The following is a 17,950-nucleotide window of genomic DNA, read 5'->3' as shown; positions in this document are numbered from 1 at the left end:
ATTGAATCTCCCTTCTCCATAATCGATCAGGGATAAGCACCAGCACAAGCTAAATAGCACACATCAGAAGGACTTCTTTTACTTAGGCTTTAAGCCATGCAAAATCTTCTCATCCTGTACAGAGACAGACTCAATGACAGCTTCCCCAACCCTCTCCCCCAAAATAAAACCCGCTTCGTTATCGATTGGAAAGTGAATGCCGCCCCAAATTCTGGATCCTCCTCCCTCTTTAGCCAAATCCATCCACAATGTCCTCGCTTGGGGAAAAAAATACGTCAAAATAGCGGCTGATGTGGCCGATATGACAGAATGGGCAGAAGGATAGGTAGGATGATTGGGCACGGGAATGAGCGGACGAATGGAGCCGTCCATCATGTGAGGGCGCTTTATCCAATAGGTATATTTGGAGTCAAAAGCCGCAAGGGTGCTATCTTCAATGCCCATAGCCAAGATCGAACGGATAAATAGCAGAGATGAAAATTCAACGTTCTGATTCCACATATATTCATTGGCGATCTTGACCCAGTTTCCCGTTTGCAAAGCCCCTTTTCCTATCCCGGCCCAAACATAGACAGCCCGCCTCTGTTCTGCTGTAATCGAACGGCCAGCCTCTTTTACAGCTTGGATTTGCTCTTTCCAAAAGGGATCGTTCAAAGAAGGAGGCGGAGGCAGTCTAAATTGATGGGCAGATTTAATGATCCACGGCTTCCAAGAGGCTGTCGAAAAACCGACGTAGGGGCTTTTTCCAGACCAATACTCCTCTCCTGTTTTTCTATCATAAAACCTAGTTCGATGATTTTCCTCATCCAATCTTGCTTTCAACTTGGCTAAAACAATCTCTGCAAGCATGTTCGAATAAGGATCCTCTTCAGGCAATTGACGAGCACTTAAAAAAGGAAAGAATAACCCCAAAGCTTTCTTTGATATCGGGTCTAAAGATCCTGCAAAACAATGCTTAAGCCTATAAGACAGATAAGCCGCCTCCCGTTGGGCAACATAGAGATAAGCCGTGATGCGGGCTGCATCTTCTTCCGCCTTCTCTTGATAGATCAAGTCTAGGCTAGCCCTATCCCATCTGCTCAATTCGCTCTGAGTCATTTGCCTGGTCGATTGCAAAGGGGCTAAAGGGGCCAATTCTTGCTCGGTATACTTAAAGTAGGTGGGCAATCGGTCAAATTGCTTCTCAAAAGCATCTACAGTGCACACGCATAAGAGAAAAAAAACATACAACATCTGTCTCATACAGCCTGCTCCTACTCCTTAATTAAGCCTTTTGACGGGCCAAAAACTGACTTCAAACGCTCAATCTCCTCTTTAAAAGAAATCGATGTGCCATCGATGTCCATGTGTTGAAAATCAGATCCTCTCTGATTGGCTTCACGCGCACCTGCCACATTCACCATTCCCAAAGACTTGGCGCGCGTCACTTCGTAGCCATTTTGTACCAACTGATTGAGTTTATGCCGATTATTAGATAAGCACACAATCGAACGACTGCATTGCAGCCAATCAAGCAAAATAGCAGGAAGCTGATAACCTGCTTCATACTGCCCTAAACGTCCATCTGCTTGCAATCCAAGCGCCTCGTATCCCTGTTTGATGGTGAGATCAAAACACTGCTCTGCCGTATTTTCTCCCAATTGCCGCATTAAAGCTCTGCCATACAGATCGTAGGCAAATTCATAGGGCGAAAAGCCGCTTCCCATTCCACTTTGCGAATCCAAATGCATGAGAACTAGTCCCGGCCCTTTTTGAATGGGCAAATGACGGCCTTCCTCCAAAGTGAACTGCGATCGAATCCATTCCTCCATCGATTGCGAATCCAAAACAGGCGGCTGCACGGGGTTTAGATAGGATGCCAGTTCTCGCATGCTTGCCCATTGATAACAACAATTGCACCGCTGCGAACCAAATAAGAAAGAAGGGATGCAGGCAGATTCACTACGCAAAATAACATCTCCTTCATAAATATTGCCCACTAAACCAATGTTGACGATCTCTTCTCCAAGCCCCGGACGGTAGACGCTGCACCCAATCTGCCTTAAAAGAAAAGGAGTCTGGCTAAGAGGCGATGAACACAGGAGTGTGGCTCCATGATTGGCTACAACCAGAGACTGCGTTTTAGGGTGAAAAGCCGCTCCATAAATAGCTGTCAAATCAACCTTTGCTTTTTTCTGAGAAAGCGAAGGACCGAATAACTCTATGACCTCCCTTTCATAGCCACTTTGAGCCAAATGACAAATCGACTCCTTTACCTGCCCATATTCCTCCACCAAGCGCGCATACAAGGCCTGTTGCTTTTGAATCCTCTCAAGAAAGGACTCCATTCCCTTTTGCATGCTTTCAGCTAAGTCTTTAATAGAAGAGGAAAAAGAGTGTCGAATCATCGCTTAAACTCCAAAACAGCGCCCGTTAAAAATATTTTTAACCTGAATCTAAAAACAATAAAACTAGCAAAGCTCTTTAATGTCAAAAACCAAAATAAATCGATTTTAATTTTATTAATCTTATTGATTAACAAAATTAAATCATGATAATCTTGTTTATCATCACTTTTTTTTCTAATTAAGATACTATGTCTAAGGGAATTGCACTCGTTTTAATGGCCTGTTTTGTATGGGGCCTTATTTTTGTTATTCCCGAACTTTTGACCGGATTCAGCCCGATTGAAGTAGCACTTGGCCGCTATTTCTTTTTCGGCCTAATTTCGCTTTGCTTCATGCTCGTTCAAGGGATTAAAAAGTGGCTTGCCATTCCTTTATCTATTTGGAAACAAGCTTTAAATTACGCATTAATCGTCAACGTCCTTTACTACTTTTCGCTGGTGCTGGGCCTGCGCTATTCAAATGCGGCCGTTATCACACTGCTGCTAGGCATGAGTCCCATTACTCTCGCCTTTTATGGAAACTGGCAGCATAAAGAGTGTTCCTTCAAAAAGCTCATTTTCCCAAGCCTCCTGATTGGTGCCGGACTCTTGCTCGTCAATTATCCAGCCTTTAATGACAGCTCAGTCGCCTCCCCTCTACATTACCTGTTCGGACTCGGCTGCGGCCTCCTATCCCTTGTTGCCTGGAACTGGTACGTGCTTTCCAATGCTAAATTCCTCAAACAAAATCCGCAGCTTCCTTCAAGCGATTGGGCAACCCTCATCGGAGCCGGGACGCTTGTTTGGGTGGTATTAATCGGTGGAGTCGCACTCTTTTTTGCAGATTCAGGAGCGCTAAGGAAATATCTCGTCTTAAATGAAGCCCTACAACGGTTCTTGATTGGCAGCTTCGTGCTAGGATTTTGCTGCTCGTGGATCGGAGCCTACTTGTGGAACCGGGGAAGCCAGGACTTGCCCCTCTCTTTAGCCGGTCAATTGACCATTTTCGAAACCATTTTCGGACTAATCTACGTCTACATCGTTCAGCAGCGCTTTCCCTCTTCTTTAGAAACCGCAGGCATCGCGGTCATTTTAGGCGGCGTTGCCTTGAGCATGCAGACTTTTAGAAAAGCACCAAATCAATCCCTCGCAACTTCTCACTAGGCAATGTGCATGCGCATCGCGCGCTAACGTTCATCATACTGTTTTTATTTCTGCAAAACCTGAAATTTTAAAATAATATATAGATAAATTAAAGGTAATTTGTTACGGATGGTAGCCAAGTAACTACAAGGAGGAGCCATGACTCAAACCAATAATTGGATGATCGACGCAAAAGACGCTGTTATGCTTCTGATCGACCACCAAAGCGGTCTATTCCAACTAGTCAGAGATATTGAATTGCCTGTTCTTCGCTCACATGTCACAGCCCTAGCTAAAATGGCTTATCTTGCAGATATGCCGACCTTCACAACGGCATCTGTACCAGATGGCCCCAATGGCCCTCTCATTCCTGAAATTCATCAGCATAATCCCGATGCCGTCTACATTCCTCGCACTGGCCAAATCAATGCGTGGGATAATCCTGCATGGGTCAAGGCTATAGAAGATACAAAGCGCAAAACTCTTCTGATTGCTGGCACACTCACAAGTGTTTGCATGGCATTTCCTGCCCTTAGCGCACTCACTAAAGGGTACAAAGTCTTTACCATTGTTGACGCATCAGGAAACTGGAGCAAGATGGCAACAGATATTACTTTAGCCCGCGTTGTCCAAGCAGGAGCCATTCCTATCGATACGTTCGCTGTCCTCGCAGAGCTGATGAATACATGGAACCGCCCAGATGCCATGGACTTTTCCGCAATCATGGTTGATCATCTTGTCCCCCCTTATCGCGCTTTAATAGAAAGCTACGAGAAGGCGCAAACAGTACAAACAAATGGAAAAGAAACCAAACTAGACCGTTTAGAACAAGCTCACTCAAGGCGCTAAAGCACTCCGGCCACGCAGCAAAATTGAAATGTACATGTCGGATACCCGGCTTTGTGTATCCGAATCCCTCTTTCTCAAAAGCAACATAAATAATTAATTTTCAGTTCATTAAAAACAAATTCAATTCATCACTGCTTTCGATTTCAAGCCTTGAGAAAGGCATCTTTAGCCTCAATCAGGTGTTTTTGGTTTTGGTATAAAACGCTTTTTAGTTTATATCGAATACAAAACATTAGTTCGTGAAAGTGAGTCTTCATTGAAGAGACATGGCGCCATCTTCAGCCAAGTTTTAGATCAAACCTGGGTGCGGATTAGTTTATGTCTTGTATTGTAGAGGAACGAGATACCTACTATGCATCCTACAACTCTCCCCAAAACCTTGTTTGCTTTTTTTTGGTTCTTTTTAAAGAAGCAATGGAAGTGGCTCTTATTCATTCAACTATTCAGTTTTGCCTGGTCTATCGATCATACCTTGTGGCCGTATGTCATCATGACGCTGATTGACACTATCACAAACTTTACTGGGCCTCCAGGAGACGTTTGGCAGGCTTTAGCAAAGCCCATCATTATGGGGATTAGCTTATGGCTAACGGTGGAAATTTCTTTCCGGCTGGCTGGCTTTTTAACGGCTTATATCGTTCCCAAAATAGAGGCCGATGTGCGCATGAGCATGTTTAATTATGTATTGCAGCACTCGCATTACTATTTCAGCAATCATATGGCAGGCTCTATTGCCAATAAAATTGCCGATATGCCTCTTAGCATGACTCGGCTACTTCTACAAGTCATGCAGCTATTTTTACCGGTCGCTTTAGCCCTCATTATTTCGACCGTTTTATTTGCCCAAATTAATCCCTTTTTTGCACTCATTCTCATGGCATGGGTAGCTATTCACCTCAGCATTTGCATGGCTTTTTCCAAACAATGCGATCACTATTCAAATGTTCATGCGGAATCGCGCAGCATTTTATCGGGTAAAATTGTCGACAGTCTATCCAACAACGCCAACATGCGGCTCTTTGCTAGAAGCAAATTTGAGTCCCGTTATCTCTCTTTCTTCCAAAAAGATGAATTGCAAAAACACTGGCAATCTCTTTTCTATATGGAAAAGATGAAAATAGCTCTTGGCATTGCGTGCTTTCTTGGAGCTTGTATCGCGCTCAACTGGTATATGCTCTACAGCTGGCAAAAAGGAGAATTGACGGCAGGTGAAGTTGTCTTCATTTTCAATACCACTTGGAATATTACCATGATGGCCTGGCTGGCAGGGCTAGAGCTGCCGCAAATTTTTAAGGAGATCGGTATTTGCAAACAGGCTCTTACAGTCATTCAAGATCCTCATGACATCGTCGACGCGCCCGATGCCAAGCCTCTTAAGGTCACTAACGGGGAAATCATTTTTGACAATGTAACCTTCCGCTACCAGAAGAATCAGAAGCTATTTCAAAATAAAAATATTACCTTGCATGCAGGTCAAAAAGTCGGATTAGTCGGTTTTTCAGGATCGGGTAAAACAACTTTTATCAATCTCATTTTGCGCAATTACGACATTGAGAGCGGCCGCATCTTAATCGATGAGCAAAACATAGCCAAAGTCACGCAAGATTCCCTGCGCGAGCAAATTTCTATCATCCCGCAAGAGCCCACTCTTTTCCACCGCTCGCTGATGGATAATATTCGCTATGGACGTCCAGACGCTACGGATGCAGAGGTCATCGAAGCTTCGATCCAAGCTCATTGCCATGAATTTATTCAAAAAATGCCTGAAAAATATCAATCGCTTGTCGGAGAAAGAGGCACGAAACTCTCCGGCGGTCAGAGGCAGCGTATTGCCATCGCACGGGCCATTTTAAAGGATGCTCCTATCCTGATCTTGGACGAAGCCACCTCAGCTCTCGATTCAGTCACGGAAAAAGACATTCAAGAGGGGTTGGATATCTTGATGAAAGGCCACACCACGCTGGTCATCGCCCACCGTCTCTCTACGCTTTCCGGAATGGATCGCATTCTCGTCTTTAAGGACGGAAGAATCGTTGAAGACGGCACCCACGAAGAGCTCATTCAATCCAATCATCATTATGCCCATATGTGGGAGATGCAAGCCGGAGGATTCTTACTGGAGGATGATGATCTAACTGAAGAAGAGGAAGAACCAGAGATCGATCCTTCCCTCGTATAAAAACTACTTTAAAGCTTGGTCTAAATCACTGCGCAAATCAGCGACTGCTTCAACGCCAACTGACAGGCGGATCAATCCATCCTTAATACCCAAACGCTCTCGCTGCTCGCGAGGGATACTCGCATGTGTCATCAAAGCCGGATGCTCAATCAAGCTTTCGACCCCTCCTAAGCTTTCGGCCAAGGCAAATAACTGGCAACGCTCTAACACGTGGAGTGTCTCTGCCAAATCGCATTTGAGCTGGACAGAGATCATGCCGCCATAGTAGTGCATTTGTTCTTTAGCCAGCTGATATTGGGGATGAGAAAGCAAGCCAGGATACATCACTTTCTCCACTTTGGGGTGCTTTTCAAGCCAGCCAGCCAATTCCATGGCTTGCGAGCAGTGCCTTTCCATGCGCAAGGCTAGCGTCTTAATGCCTCGCAAAGCCAAAAAGCTATCGAACGGACTGGCAATGGCGCCTACTGCATTCTGAAGAAATTTCAGCTGTTCGACAAGCGCTGCATCCTCTCCTACGACAACAATGCCTCCGATGATGTCAGAGTGCCCGCCTAGGTACTTGGTCGCGGAATGCACAACAATATGAAAGCCATAAGCAAGCGGCTGATGGATCATGGGAGTGGCAAAGGTATTATCGGCTACTGCAATCAGCTTGTGCTTGCGAGCAAGCACCGCAATTTGCTGAAGATTAATTAATTTAAGCATCGGATTAGTCGGCGTTTCCACCCAAATCATACGGGTATTGGGTTGAATTGCAGCCTCAACTAAATCTGGCAAAGATAGGTCTACAAAAGTTGTCTGCAGACCGGCAGAACGCTTGCGCACCTTTTCAAATAAGCGGTACGTTCCTCCATAGACATCGTCGCAGACAATGACGTGATCACCTGGCTGCAAGACCTCCAAAACGGTTGCTATGGCAGCCAGACCCGACGCAAAGGCCAAGCCGCATGCTCCTCCTTCCAAATCAGCTACACACCGCTCATAAGCCGCTCTCGTAGGATTTCCCGTTCGCGAATATTCATACCCTTTGTGCTTGCCCGGACTTTCTTGCACATAAGTAGATGTCGCATAAATCGGAGTCATGATCGCGCCAGTCGTTGGATCGGGCTCCTGGCCCGCATGAATAGCGCGCGTAGCAATGTCGTATTGGCCAGTCTCTTTTTTCATGCTTCTGTTCCTTTATTCATGAATCCATGATCTTGCATCCACTTGTTATCTACAAATTTGGAGAGATAATTGCGGATCCCATCGGGTAAAATCACTAAACACTTTTGCCCAGCTCCCAACTTTTTGGCGACTTGCAAGGCTCCCCAAACAGCCGATCCGGACGAGCCGCCCACAAGCAATCCTTCTTCTTGAATGAGCCTTCTCGCCATCAGGAACGAATCTTCATCACCGACTTTGACATACTCATCGACTAAGCTGTTATCCAAAACCTTAGGTATAAAGTCGTAGCCTATTCCCTCCACCTGATAAGAATGCACCTCGGTTCCCCCGCCTAAAATCGAGCCATACGGATCTATCCCCACAATTTTCACATGCGGCATTTTGGCTTTGATTTTTTTGGCAACTCCCGTTACCGTTCCTCCAGTCCCGACACCGATCACAACCATCGCAAGCTGCTCTCCCATATCGTTAATAATCTCTTCAGCCGTAGCTTCAAAGTGAGCTGCCGGATTGTTTGGATTGCTGTATTGGTCGAGAAAATGTGCATTTGGCAATTCCTTTTCCAGCCTCTTGGCAAGCGAAATATGGCTGTCAGGAGCATCCCAAGCAGCTTCAGTCGGTGTTCGATAAATCTTGGCACCAAGCGCCTCAATGATCACCTCTTTCTCACGGCTCATCTTGGCCGGCATGGTAATAATGATACGATATCCTTTCACTGCCCCGACCATGGCAAAGCCAATACCCGTATTGCCAGAACTCGCCTCAATAAGGGTATCACCGGGCTTAATCCGGCCAGACTTTTCTGCCGCCTCAATCATCTGATAAGCAATGCGGTCCTTAATCGATCCACCAGGATTTAAGAATTCGCATTTTCCATATAGCTCGCAATCCAGCTCCCTTCCCACCCGATGCAACCGCACCGACGGAGTCTTGCCAATCGCTGCCAAAATATCATTCAATGCCATCGTTAAACCTCCTCCATCACATCCAATCTTTAAGTAAGAGATACACGATTGGCCATTATCGATGGTAAAATTTATCCACCTAAACCTTCAAAAGCCTCAACCCCTCCCAACCTTTCTTCGCTTTTTAATCTTTAAAAAAATCTGCCGCTTCCATTAGTCTATCAAATTAGATATACTATCGATTCAAAGAGAGGGTTATGAACGAGTTATTGATTCAGTTACAGACACTTGGTTTAACGGAGAACGAGGCTCGCATATACGAGGCGTTTCTTTGCCATGGAGCCTTAAATGGGTATGAAGTGGCAAAAAAAACAAGTATTGCAAGGGGAAATATTTATGCGTATTTGAGCCGTTTAGTAGACAAGGGGGTTTTAAGGAGCACATCGGACGAGAAGTATGTTCCCGTCCCTTTAAATGTCTTTGTCCAACAACAACAGTGTACCATCAAAAAAGCGGGTGAGCAAGCCCAGCTAGCACTGGAGCAGCTGCATCAAAAGGGAGAAGAGGCACAGGTTCTTTCTTTGATCGATATCGATCAAGTCCTCGAGAAATGCCGCTTTATTCTATCCATTCCTGTTCCATCCCTCTTTATTGCGGCATTTCCGCAAGAGCTCGAAAGTTTAGCTCCTTTGCTTCATGAGAGGCATAGGCAAGACTGCCACATCGAAGCCATATGCTTTGGAAAAGCGCCAGAATCCTTCCCTGATGCGATGGAGCATGCATCTAGTGATCAAATTGAACAGGCACAGGGTGGACGGCTGCTCATGCTGTCAGGATTTCCCCATGGGTTAATAGCCGTCGTTAAACCTCAAGGAAGCACAGGAATTTGGGCTTGGAATCGCTACCTCTCAAGCATGGTTGGCCTCTACGTTTCCCATGAATTATTTATCATGCGCATGTGGCCGCTTTTATCATCCAGGCAGCAGGCAAGACTCAAAGAGGAGCTCAAAGACCTAAGCTCTTGCATCGCCATGGCTGGAGTCGATCCCTCTTTACCGCTCCATCCCTATTTACCAGGCCGTATTACCCCACAAGTCACATCAGTATAGCTTTACAAATCAATAAGGAGTCCTTATGACAGTCAATCTAGCCTCCATTCAACAAGCTCACAAGCGAATTACCCCTTACCTTGCCCACACACCCTTAATCCGTTTTCAAGCCTTGGAAGAGCATTTAGACACGCCTCATCCCATCTATCTCAAATGCGAACACCATCAGCCGACCCATACATTTAAAGTCCGTGGCGCTTTTAATGCCCTCTTGAGTCTCAAGCAAGAAGAAAGACAAAAAGGGATTGTGACGCGCTCAAGCGGCAATTTTGCCCAAGCGGTTGCCTATGCCGCGCAAAAACTTTCCATGCATGCCAAAATTGTCATGCCACTAGATGCCCCGCTCATCAAGCAAGAAAGAACGAAACAGTTTCACCCGGAGCTCATTCTGTTTGGGAAAACCCATGAGGAGGGAGAAGAAAAGGTCGAAGAAATGAAGCAAGAGCTGGGCTGCGTAGCTCTTTCTCCCTATGATCAAAAAGAGGTGATCGAAGGACAAGGAACGGCTGCGTTGGAAATTTACGAAGCCCTCCCCTCTATCGCCCATTTTTTTTGTCCGATTGGAGGAGGAGGCTTGATGAGTGGCTGCGCAACGGCTTTTAAAAGTTTGAATGCTTCCATTCAAACCATCGGCATAGAGCCCAAAGGAGCCCAAGATTACTGCTTAGCAAGGCAAAAAGGTGAGCGCTTTGCGTTGAAAGAGATCGAAACAATTGCCGACGGATTAAGAGCCAGTCAAGTTGGAGTTTTAAATTGGCCTTTGCTGCAAGAACATGTCGATCTAGTCGAAGTGGTGAGCGACGCTCAAATCCAGTTTGCCATGGCCTTTATCTATCGAGCGTTGAATATTGTGACAGAGCCTTCCGGAGCTGTTTCCTTGGCAGCCTTGCTCTTTTCAAAAATAGCTTTAAAAGGCCCTGCCGTTTGCCTCCTTAGCGGTGCCAATATCGACTCTACCAATTTTCATCAATTGATTTCAAAAAACTGAACATAGGGGTAATACAATGAGTCTCGTTTTAAATAACATTGAAAAGCTCCTGCAACAAGCCAACATTCCCTATAGGCTCTTAGAACATACTCCCACGCACACGTGTGAGGAATCGGCATCGGTCCGTGGCGACTCTTTAGAGAGAGGTGCTAAAGCATTGGTCATCAAAGTTGGTGACCAGTTTTATTTGTTTGTCCTCAGCGCTATTTTGCAGTTGGATACCAAGCGGATTAAAAAAATTTTACACACTAAGTCATTGCGCTTCGCCACCAAAGAAGAATTAGCCTCCATGACTCAGTTGGTACCAGGAGCCGTTCCTCCCTTCGGAAAGCCCATTTTGCCGTTTGATCTATGGATCGACCGCTCACTCTTACAACAGCCAAGGATTAGTTTTAATGCCGGCTCTCTTACTCATTCGATTCAAATGGACTTAAATGATTACCTCAAGATTGCTAAAGGACAAGTTGACTCTTTCTCAAAAGCCTCCGATTAGCTTTCCCAAAGAAATTTAGGATCCTGCTTTATTTTGATTTTGACTCTTAGTTGTTCTTTTTATTTATTAATTCACAATTTAATATAGCTAATCGTTCACAAATCTAATCATTGGGGAAAATTCATGAATATTGGAAATGCGCCTCTTTTGCCAAATTGCCCTTTCTGTGCATCTAGCCCACTCGGAGAAAGAGTGACGAACCGTCAAATTCTTTTTGGAACCCGTTACTGGAAGGTCTTATTCGATCATAAACCACTAACGAAGGGACATCTAATCGTTGTTCCAAATGAGCATCGCGACACGCGGTTTGATTTAACAGCAGAAGAATGTGAAAATCTGCATGAAGTACAATTACGCATCAAAGACGTTTTTCAGCATGTATTCGGTTATTGTTCAAACTTACAATACGAGAAAAATGGACTCGGCATTCCCCACTTTCAAATCCACATTCTGCCAACCTCTTCTAAACTTCATCTCTTGTGGCTTCAAATTAAACTGTTTATTCGCACCTTTCCTTTTCCTCTTTGGTCGCTTAGCGACCAGCGCATCGAACAGTTGAGAAGGGAATTTACGCCTCCAGCTGAGGGAATTCAGTTCTAGGCTGAGGCCTGAATCAATAAATTTCACACCCAGGAGGCTCTTGCGAAAGGCTAGATTTTTGCATGAGCCTCGTGGATTTAAGCGAACAATTCATTGTAAAATTATTTTTCCCTCTCTATAAAGAACGTTTTGACTCTTCAAGAAAACTCGAGGTTGACATGACAGCTCTTAAGGCCGGAACCTTAGCTCCTTCTTTTCAACTTTTAGCCACGCCCGATCAACGCCTTTCACTCTCTGATTTTAAAGGGCGCCCCTTGGTTCTGATTTTCTATCCAGCCGATTGGAGTCCTGTTTGCAGCGACCAGCTAAGCCTTTACAATGAACTCATTCACGACTTTAAAAATCTCAATGCCGATCTCGTTGCCATCTCCGTTGATGGCGTCTGGTGCCATTTAGCTTTTGCCGAGGAGCGCAAACTGCACTTTTCACTCCTTTCCGACTTCGAACCGAAAGGCGAAACGGCGAAGGCTTACGGGGTTTTTAGAGAAGCAGATGGAACGACTGAGCGAGCCCTTTTTGTCATTGATGAAGAGGGGAAAATTAGCTGGAGCTATGTCTCCCCGATTGGCATTAATCCAGGCGCAGACGGAATTTTAGAAGCTTTAGAAGCCCTACAAAAAAAATCTAAGGCCTCATAACTTCATCTAGGAGCCATGAATGCCCCATTTAAGAATCCCCGTTTCGGAAAAAGACCATATCCAAGGGCCAATGGAAGCGCCCGTGACGCTCGTTGAATATGGCGACTATCAATGCCTTTATTGCGCTTTAGCCTATCCCATTGTCAGGCAGATTCAAAAGCAGCTCTCGGGCCAAATGCGCTATATCTTCCGCCACTTTCCGCTTCAACAAGCCCATCCTTTAGCCTTATTGGCTGCTCAAGCAGCTGAAGCAGCCTCGTTGCAAAACAAATTCTGGGACATGCACGACATGATCTATAGGCATCAAAAAACCTTGGCGCCCGGTGCCTTTGTCGAGTTTGCTGAAGAGCTTAAGCTCGACATTCCCGCATTTAAAGAAAACCTCGAAAACCGAACTCTCACGAGTCACATCGAAGCTGATTTTCACAATGGGGTGCGCAGCGGAGTCAATGGAACGCCTTGCTTCTTCATCAATGAAGAGCGCTTTGATGGCGACCGCTCCTACGACAATTTTTTAGCAGCTTTAGTTGCAAGCGCAACGAATTCGGCATAAAGCTTATATGCACCTGTCGTTTCAGCCCATCCAAACCACCCATTTGCCCTTTATTCACGGCTGGTTTCATGCGCCCCATATCCAGCGCTGGTATTCAGGCCAAAAAGCATGGTCTATAAAAGAAATCGAAGAGAAATACCTTCCTTCCCGGCTAGAAAAAAAGCGCATTCAGGCCTATCTCATCACAATCGATGAAAGACCTATTGGATACATACAGAGTTATCTGATCAAGGATTATCCATGGGATGAAATGGATCTATCAAGCCTACCTGAAAGGCTAGCTGGGATTGATTTTTACATTGGAGAAAAAAACTATCTGCAAAAAGGACATGGGACGCGCGCGCTAATACAGTTTTTAAGCCAGTTTATCGATCCATACTACGAAGGGTCTATAGTCGATCCTCGTCAAGATAATTTGACAGCCATTCGTTGCTATCAAAAAGCCGGATTTAGCCCCTGCCAGGTCGTGCTTTGCCAGAGAGAGCCGCTGCAGCTGATGAAAAGAATAAGAGAATAACTTTGCCCTTAAAACTTAAGCGTAATAAGGACTTGCTTGAAAACAATCGTACTTCAAGCAAGCCTAGAAGGCTTTATTTAGCAAGAAGCTCTTGAACTTCTTTTTTCAGCCCTTCTTTCAAGATTGGATCTTGGAGTTCGCCTTGTTCATTAAAGGCCTGATAGGCGTTGGGCACAGACACTTGCGTAGATACAACCGTGCCACCTACATTTTCGATGATAGTGCGCAAGTGACCTAAGGCTCTAGCACCCCCGGTACCGCCTGGCGAAGCGCTCAGAATGGCAAATTTTTTACCAGAAAAAGCATCTCTTGATGGCTGCCCGCTCTCGCTTCTGGACGCCCAGTCAATCGCATTTTTCAAGACCGCTGACAACGATCCATTGTACTCTGGCGTAGCAATAATGATCGCATGGCTTTCCTTCATCAATTGACGCAGTCGCTTGGCTGATTGAGGCATACCCTGAGAAGATTCTAAGTCGGCGTCATAAAAAGGGATTTCGTAATCGCGAAGATCAATGACTTTAACCTTAGCACCCATTTGTCCCGCGATTTTAGCCGCTTCGCGAACAAGTTTCTTATTCAAGGAGCTGTCTTGCGTACTACCAGCAAAAGCCAAAACTTTTACTTCTGCTGCAGCAAGCGGGCTCGCCAGAACCAAGCAAGCTGTAACTAACCATTTCAACATCGTACACCTTCCACGTTAAATATTAGACTCGGTTGGCTACTAGATTATGACAACTAAACAATTTGAGAAAAGACTAAATCTATTTAACGTACGCATTGGCTCACCTCTCTATCAACAATTATTTTTTTAAAAAGTTGAATAGAATTGGCAAATCTTATCTAATGCAATTACAAAATATTTATGATTTTGCTTAGCTTAAAGCTCTTTTATGAGCTTCTTGAGCACGCATAAAAAGTAATGGCAGGAAACTTATGAAAGCATTCTCTTGCATAGTTACGCCGAACAAAAAGACCAATCACACAGGTTATAGAAAATCAATCAGCCTGTTTATAGCAGGCCTGCTAACCGCCAGCTCTTTAATGGCTGCTCCGGCAGATCCTTTTCCTTTTGATCCACCCCCTAACTTTTCTCTTTTTATCGAGCAGGGACGTCTTTATCATCCTGTCACAACCTCTAACCCAGAAGCACAGCGCTACTTTGATCAGGGATTAACATTGGTGTACGGGTTTAATCATGATGCGGCTTACTGGTCATTTCAAAAAGCAGCCAAGATCGATCCCGAATTGGCCATGGCCTACTGGGGCATGGCTTTAGCACTCGGGCAGAATATCAATATGGATATCACTGGTACAAGATCAAAGGCTGCCTATGAACTTGTTCAAAAAGCCCTTGTTCTCTCATCTCGCGCAACAGACAATGAAAGGGCATACATCGAAGCCCTTGCCAAACGCTATTCGAATGAACCAAATCCCAATCGTCCACAGCTTGCCGCAGACTATTATGCTGCAATGGAACAGGTTAAAAATCAATTCCCTGATGATTTAGATGCTGCCACTTTATTTGCCGAAAGTGGATTGAATTTAAACCCATGGAATCAATGGGATAGCGAGGGTAAGCCCAGAAAAGGCACACTGGAACTGGTCACCGTTCTCGAATCGGTTCTCAAGCGCGACCCCGAACATCTTGGAGCCAATCATTACTACATCCATGCTATAGAAGCCTCCAACAATCCAGAAAGGGCTCTTATGAGTGCAGAGCGCCTCCGCCGCTTGCTGCCAGGATCTGGCCATATTTTACATATGCCCGCACATATCTATCTGCTCGTCGGCGACTATCATTTGGCAGCCGCGTGTAATCGACAGGCAATAGCTGCCGACCGAGCCTACATCAAGCAGTATGGAATGCGTGGAATCTATCCTTTACACTACTTAAGCCATAATCTCTACTTTCTTTCGCGCGCATATAGTATGGAAGGACGCTTTGAAGATGCTAAACAAGCAGGCGACGAGCTCTATGACTTCTATGCTCCTCATTTCGAATCGATGCCGGAATTAGAATATTACATTCCCACTTCCCTATTCACACTCTTGAGGTTTCATAAATGGCAAGAGGTCACCGATTATTCACCGCCGCCCGCCAATATGAAGATCACCCTCATTCTCTGGCACTTTGCTAAAGCATACGCTTTTGCCGCTCTTGGAAATATCCAGCAAGCCGAAGCGCAGCAAGCCCTTTTCTTAAAAGGCAAAGACAGCATTCCACCTGACACGGCGTTTGGCTATAATAAAATTGGCACTGTTTTAGATATTGCCGATCTCACTTTGCAGGCCAAGATTGCCGAACTATCAGATAGCGACAAAGCAATTCAACTGCTCCAACAGGCAGTCGCCGTTCAAGATCAGCTTCATTATAACGAACCCCCCGATTGGTTTTTCCCCGTTCGAGAAAGTCTTGGAGGCGCCCTTTTGCGTAGTAAAAAATATTCGGACGCAGAACAGGTTTTCCGGCAAGATTTGGCCCGGCACCCACGAAATGGGCGCGCTCTTTTCGGACTCTTAGAAAGTTTGAAAGGGCAAGGCCGTCAAACAGACGCCTTCTGGATACAACGAGAGTTAGACTATGCATGGCAATACAGCACAACGCCATTAACCATCAAAAACCTTTAAAAGAGTCTACACGTTTTAGAGCACTCCTCATTCGGGGTCACAGAGGCTGAAGCAAAAATCTGCTAGATCCCTGTCAGAATCCTTATAGAACTTAATATAAAATGGATGGCTTACACGTTCTTTGGCAGCATGATAATAGTCTTTAAATACAGCATCGATATGGCTCAATCGAAGGCATGTGCCATTTTGCTTAACAAGCGGATCGATGCCCCTAAACTTTCTCTTTAAAGTGAGATCGGCTTCACAAGCTTCCGTGAAGATGGCTCCAAGCCAGGGATTGCGGCAGAAATTGAGATAGTCTTGAATGAGCGCATCCCGACTCTCTGCCAACTTCATTAAAATGTGTGAATCAATTGAAAAGTGAAAGTCGTCTACAGATATTTCATTTAAGGCGATCGCCCTTTTCAAGGCTTCTGCTCCCCAATAGTAGGCGATTAGATTTTCTGCGCTGGCCCATAAATGTTCTGTAAAATAAAGCGACAGTTCTGCAAAGCGTCTCGCAAGCGCAGGTGTGTGAAAAAACCAGCAGGGAGATTCGAAATGTAAATCCTCTAAAATCTCTTCCACCTCTTCATACGAGAGAAGGCCGAACAAATAGCCCGTATGAAGGTTATATTCAATGCGGTCTGCACACATATCTGGCAGATCTTGTTCCAAGGCTTTGAAAGAGGGCTGCTTGGGATTTATTTGTTCAATCGTTAAGCCATGAGGCGCCAAAATGGCTGCGACTCCTTGCTGAGAGAGGTACCAGTCATGGATGCAGTCCTGATAAGCCTCCCCTTCTGTCACTCCTTGTCCGAAAACAAAGTCGCCAACATGTGAAAAAACCGTATGAGAAGCATCATGCAAAAGCCCGGCAACACACTCATCTAAAGATGCACCATAGCGCCTGAGAAGCATATAAACGCCTAAAGAATGATCATAGCGGTTAAAAGCCGGCAAATTGTGAAAGTAACGCGTAATGCCCGATTGGTCTATTCCCTTTAAGCGCTGCATGACTGGGCTCGCAATAAGTTCCTCAATAATAGGAGAAACCTGATGATCGATACCCAAAAAAGTCTCTAAAGAGCTTCCTTCTTCAACAGTGTGAGGCGCGGCCGTTAAGCGGCAGCATAAGCAAGCCATAACAATTCGAAAAATCAACTGTACATGTTTCATAGCTTAATCGATTAGTTGAGGGTAACGAAAACAGTCTGTGGTATGATCATTGACCATTCCAATGGCCTGCATATAGGCATACATGATGGTAGAACCGACAAATTTAAATCCCCGTTTTTTTAAATCCTTGCTCAATGCCAACGATTCTTTAGTTTCAGCCGGAACCTTTTGAATCGTATCCCAATGATTTTGAATAGGACGCCCATCGACAAACTGCCAGATATACGCATCAAAACTGCCAAATTCCTCTTGAATGGCTAAAAAATGACGTGCATTTTTAATAGATGATTCGACCTTCAACCGATTGCGAATGATGCCTTCATTGCCGAGCAACTCCTCCACTCTTTGAGCATCAAAGTCAGCTACTTTGGCTGGATTAAACGCCTCAAAGGCTTTCCGATAGTTTTCGCGCCTTTGAAGAATCGTTTGCCAACTCAAACCCGCTTGCGCTCCTTCTAAAATTAAAAATTCAAAGTGAGTACGGTCATCGTGCACGGGCACCCCCCACTCCAGATCGTGATAGGCAACATATAAGGGATTATTTAATTGTACCCAACGACAACGCGTAGACATAGAGCGGACTCCAAATTGAGAGGTCTTAGCCATATTTTAGGTGTTTTTGTGCCACAACCCTAATGAAGATCACTGTTGCTGT

18 protein-coding genes are annotated in these 17,950 nt (G+C 45.1%); 11 read left to right on the top strand and 7 right to left on the bottom strand.

Annotation, left to right across the window (positions count from 1 at the left end; genetic code table 11):
• Positions 1-78: 78 nt before the first annotated feature.
• Positions 79-1,242 (bottom strand): vanadium-dependent haloperoxidase, encoded by a 1,164-nt coding sequence (locus PNK_RS02580; RefSeq protein ID WP_079992771.1) that lies wholly within the window; start codon positions 1,240-1,242, stop codon positions 79-81.
• An 11-nt stretch (positions 1,243-1,253) separates the two neighbouring features.
• Positions 1,254-2,387 carry a bifunctional 3,4-dihydroxy-2-butanone-4-phosphate synthase/GTP cyclohydrolase II gene (locus tag PNK_RS02575; RefSeq protein ID WP_059060111.1) on the bottom strand — a complete coding sequence of 378 codons (1,134 nt, stop codon included), beginning with the start codon at positions 2,385-2,387 and terminating at the stop codon, positions 1,254-1,256.
• A gap of 188 nt (positions 2,388-2,575) precedes the next feature.
• Here PNK_RS02575 and PNK_RS02570 point away from each other — a divergent pair, with 188 nt between their 5' ends.
• The 3 genes from PNK_RS02570 to PNK_RS02560 all read left to right on the top strand — a co-directional run bounded on the left by PNK_RS02570 (position 2,576) and on the right by PNK_RS02560 (position 6,536).
• Positions 2,576-3,529, top strand: a complete 954-nt coding sequence (locus tag PNK_RS02570; protein WP_032125102.1) for a DMT family transporter — start codon at positions 2,576-2,578, stop codon at positions 3,527-3,529.
• Between the two features lie 138 nt (positions 3,530-3,667).
• On the top strand, positions 3,668-4,357 hold the full coding sequence (locus tag PNK_RS02565) for an isochorismatase family protein (RefSeq protein WP_032125101.1): 690 nt from the start codon (positions 3,668-3,670) through the stop codon (positions 4,355-4,357).
• A 352-nt stretch (positions 4,358-4,709) separates the two neighbouring features.
• A complete protein-coding gene (locus PNK_RS02560) occupies positions 4,710-6,536 on the top strand; it encodes an ABC transporter ATP-binding protein (protein WP_051981870.1) in 1,827 nt (608 codons plus the stop codon).
• 3 nt (positions 6,537-6,539) lie between these two features.
• On the opposite strand, the gene PNK_RS02555 is transcribed toward PNK_RS02560, so the two are convergent.
• Both PNK_RS02555 and PNK_RS02550 read right to left on the bottom strand, forming a co-directional pair.
• Positions 6,540-7,703 carry a trans-sulfuration enzyme family protein gene (locus tag PNK_RS02555; protein WP_059060109.1) on the bottom strand — a complete coding sequence of 388 codons (1,164 nt, stop codon included), beginning with the start codon at positions 7,701-7,703 and terminating at the stop codon, positions 6,540-6,542.
• Positions 7,700-8,668, bottom strand: coding sequence for a pyridoxal-phosphate dependent enzyme (locus PNK_RS02550; protein ID WP_032125099.1), 969 nt, complete (start codon positions 8,666-8,668; stop codon positions 7,700-7,702). The genes PNK_RS02555 and PNK_RS02550 overlap by 4 nt, the downstream gene beginning before the upstream one ends.
• A 197-nt stretch (positions 8,669-8,865) precedes the next feature.
• On the opposite strand from PNK_RS02550, the gene PNK_RS02545 reads away from it, so the two are divergent.
• The 7 genes from PNK_RS02545 to PNK_RS02515 all read left to right on the top strand — a co-directional run bounded on the left by PNK_RS02545 (position 8,866) and on the right by PNK_RS02515 (position 13,506).
• Positions 8,866-9,717 carry a TrmB family transcriptional regulator gene (locus tag PNK_RS02545; RefSeq protein ID WP_032125098.1) on the top strand — a complete coding sequence of 284 codons (852 nt, stop codon included), beginning with the start codon at positions 8,866-8,868 and terminating at the stop codon, positions 9,715-9,717.
• A gap of 25 nt (positions 9,718-9,742) precedes the next feature.
• Positions 9,743-10,705, top strand: a complete 963-nt coding sequence (locus tag PNK_RS02540; RefSeq protein WP_032125097.1) for a threonine ammonia-lyase — start codon at positions 9,743-9,745, stop codon at positions 10,703-10,705.
• A gap of 16 nt (positions 10,706-10,721) precedes the next feature.
• Complete coding sequence (locus tag PNK_RS02535) at positions 10,722-11,198, top strand: YbaK/EbsC family protein (RefSeq protein ID WP_059060107.1); 477 nt, start codon at positions 10,722-10,724, stop codon at positions 11,196-11,198.
• Between the two features lie 123 nt (positions 11,199-11,321).
• Positions 11,322-11,798, top strand: a complete 477-nt coding sequence (locus PNK_RS02530; RefSeq protein WP_032125095.1) for an HIT family protein — start codon at positions 11,322-11,324, stop codon at positions 11,796-11,798.
• 158 nt (positions 11,799-11,956) lie between these two features.
• The gene (locus PNK_RS02525) at positions 11,957-12,436 is read left to right on the top strand and encodes a redoxin domain-containing protein (RefSeq protein ID WP_032125927.1); all 480 of its coding nucleotides are present in this window, start codon (positions 11,957-11,959) and stop codon (positions 12,434-12,436) included.
• Positions 12,437-12,455: 19 nt separating this feature from the next.
• Positions 12,456-12,989: a DsbA family protein gene (locus PNK_RS02520; protein WP_032125094.1), complete on the top strand. Its 534-nt coding sequence runs from the start codon at positions 12,456-12,458 to the stop codon at positions 12,987-12,989.
• 7 nt (positions 12,990-12,996) lie between these two features.
• Entirely contained in the window at positions 12,997-13,506 is a 510-nt protein-coding gene (locus PNK_RS02515) for a GNAT family N-acetyltransferase (RefSeq protein ID WP_059060105.1), read from the top strand.
• A gap of 73 nt (positions 13,507-13,579) precedes the next feature.
• On the opposite strand, the gene PNK_RS02510 is transcribed toward PNK_RS02515, so the two are convergent.
• The gene (locus PNK_RS02510) at positions 13,580-14,191 is read right to left on the bottom strand and encodes an NADPH-dependent FMN reductase (RefSeq protein ID WP_079992770.1); all 612 of its coding nucleotides are present in this window, start codon (positions 14,189-14,191) and stop codon (positions 13,580-13,582) included.
• A 251-nt stretch (positions 14,192-14,442) separates the two neighbouring features.
• Between PNK_RS02510 and PNK_RS02505 the strand changes: the two genes are divergently transcribed.
• On the top strand, positions 14,443-16,137 hold the full coding sequence (locus PNK_RS02505) for a tetratricopeptide repeat protein (RefSeq protein ID WP_059060103.1): 1,695 nt from the start codon (positions 14,443-14,445) through the stop codon (positions 16,135-16,137).
• Positions 16,138-16,164: 27 nt separating this feature from the next.
• Here PNK_RS02505 and PNK_RS02500 read toward each other — a convergent pair whose 3' ends face one another.
• Together PNK_RS02500 and PNK_RS02495 are read right to left on the bottom strand one after the other, a co-directional pair.
• Positions 16,165-17,295 (bottom strand): HD domain-containing protein, encoded by a 1,131-nt coding sequence (locus PNK_RS02500; RefSeq protein ID WP_079992769.1) that lies wholly within the window; start codon positions 17,293-17,295, stop codon positions 16,165-16,167.
• A gap of 3 nt (positions 17,296-17,298) precedes the next feature.
• Entirely contained in the window at positions 17,299-17,868 is a 570-nt protein-coding gene (locus PNK_RS02495) for a DNA-3-methyladenine glycosylase I (protein ID WP_059060100.1), read from the bottom strand.
• Positions 17,869-17,950: the final 82 nt, after the last annotated feature.

The sequence above is a fragment of the Candidatus Protochlamydia naegleriophila genome (assembly GCF_001499655.1).
In the GTDB taxonomy this organism is placed as follows: Bacteria; Chlamydiota; Chlamydiia; order Chlamydiales; family Parachlamydiaceae; genus Protochlamydia; species Protochlamydia naegleriophila.
The sequence above is the reverse complement of the archived record's forward strand: the minus strand, read 5'-3'. Positions and strand labels throughout refer to the sequence as shown.

Excerpts from the sequence above, each read along its gene's own strand:
- PNK_RS02580 (WP_079992771.1), bottom strand. The coding sequence starts at position 1,242 with ATGAGACAGATGTTGTATGTTTTTTTTCTCTTATGCGTGTGCACTGTA.
- PNK_RS02575 (WP_059060111.1), bottom strand. The coding sequence starts at position 2,387 with ATGATTCGACACTCTTTTTCCTCTTCTATTAAAGACTTAGCTGAAAGC.
- PNK_RS02570 (WP_032125102.1), top strand. The coding sequence starts at position 2,576 with ATGTCTAAGGGAATTGCACTCGTTTTAATGGCCTGTTTTGTATGGGGC.
- PNK_RS02565 (WP_032125101.1), top strand. The coding sequence starts at position 3,668 with ATGACTCAAACCAATAATTGGATGATCGACGCAAAAGACGCTGTTATG.
- PNK_RS02560 (WP_051981870.1), top strand. The coding sequence starts at position 4,710 with ATGCATCCTACAACTCTCCCCAAAACCTTGTTTGCTTTTTTTTGGTTC.
- PNK_RS02555 (WP_059060109.1), bottom strand. The coding sequence starts at position 7,703 with ATGAAAAAAGAGACTGGCCAATACGACATTGCTACGCGCGCTATTCAT.
- PNK_RS02550 (WP_032125099.1), bottom strand. The coding sequence starts at position 8,668 with ATGGCATTGAATGATATTTTGGCAGCGATTGGCAAGACTCCGTCGGTG.
- PNK_RS02545 (WP_032125098.1), top strand. The coding sequence starts at position 8,866 with ATGAACGAGTTATTGATTCAGTTACAGACACTTGGTTTAACGGAGAAC.
- PNK_RS02540 (WP_032125097.1), top strand. The coding sequence starts at position 9,743 with ATGACAGTCAATCTAGCCTCCATTCAACAAGCTCACAAGCGAATTACC.
- PNK_RS02535 (WP_059060107.1), top strand. The coding sequence starts at position 10,722 with ATGAGTCTCGTTTTAAATAACATTGAAAAGCTCCTGCAACAAGCCAAC.
- PNK_RS02530 (WP_032125095.1), top strand. The coding sequence starts at position 11,322 with ATGAATATTGGAAATGCGCCTCTTTTGCCAAATTGCCCTTTCTGTGCA.
- PNK_RS02525 (WP_032125927.1), top strand. The coding sequence starts at position 11,957 with ATGACAGCTCTTAAGGCCGGAACCTTAGCTCCTTCTTTTCAACTTTTA.
- PNK_RS02520 (WP_032125094.1), top strand. The coding sequence starts at position 12,456 with ATGCCCCATTTAAGAATCCCCGTTTCGGAAAAAGACCATATCCAAGGG.
- PNK_RS02515 (WP_059060105.1), top strand. The coding sequence starts at position 12,997 with ATGCACCTGTCGTTTCAGCCCATCCAAACCACCCATTTGCCCTTTATT.
- PNK_RS02510 (WP_079992770.1), bottom strand. The coding sequence starts at position 14,191 with ATGTTGAAATGGTTAGTTACAGCTTGCTTGGTTCTGGCGAGCCCGCTT.
- PNK_RS02505 (WP_059060103.1), top strand. The coding sequence starts at position 14,443 with ATGAAAGCATTCTCTTGCATAGTTACGCCGAACAAAAAGACCAATCAC.
- PNK_RS02500 (WP_079992769.1), bottom strand. The coding sequence starts at position 17,295 with ATGAAACATGTACAGTTGATTTTTCGAATTGTTATGGCTTGCTTATGC.
- PNK_RS02495 (WP_059060100.1), bottom strand. The coding sequence starts at position 17,868 with ATGTCTACGCGTTGTCGTTGGGTACAATTAAATAATCCCTTATATGTT.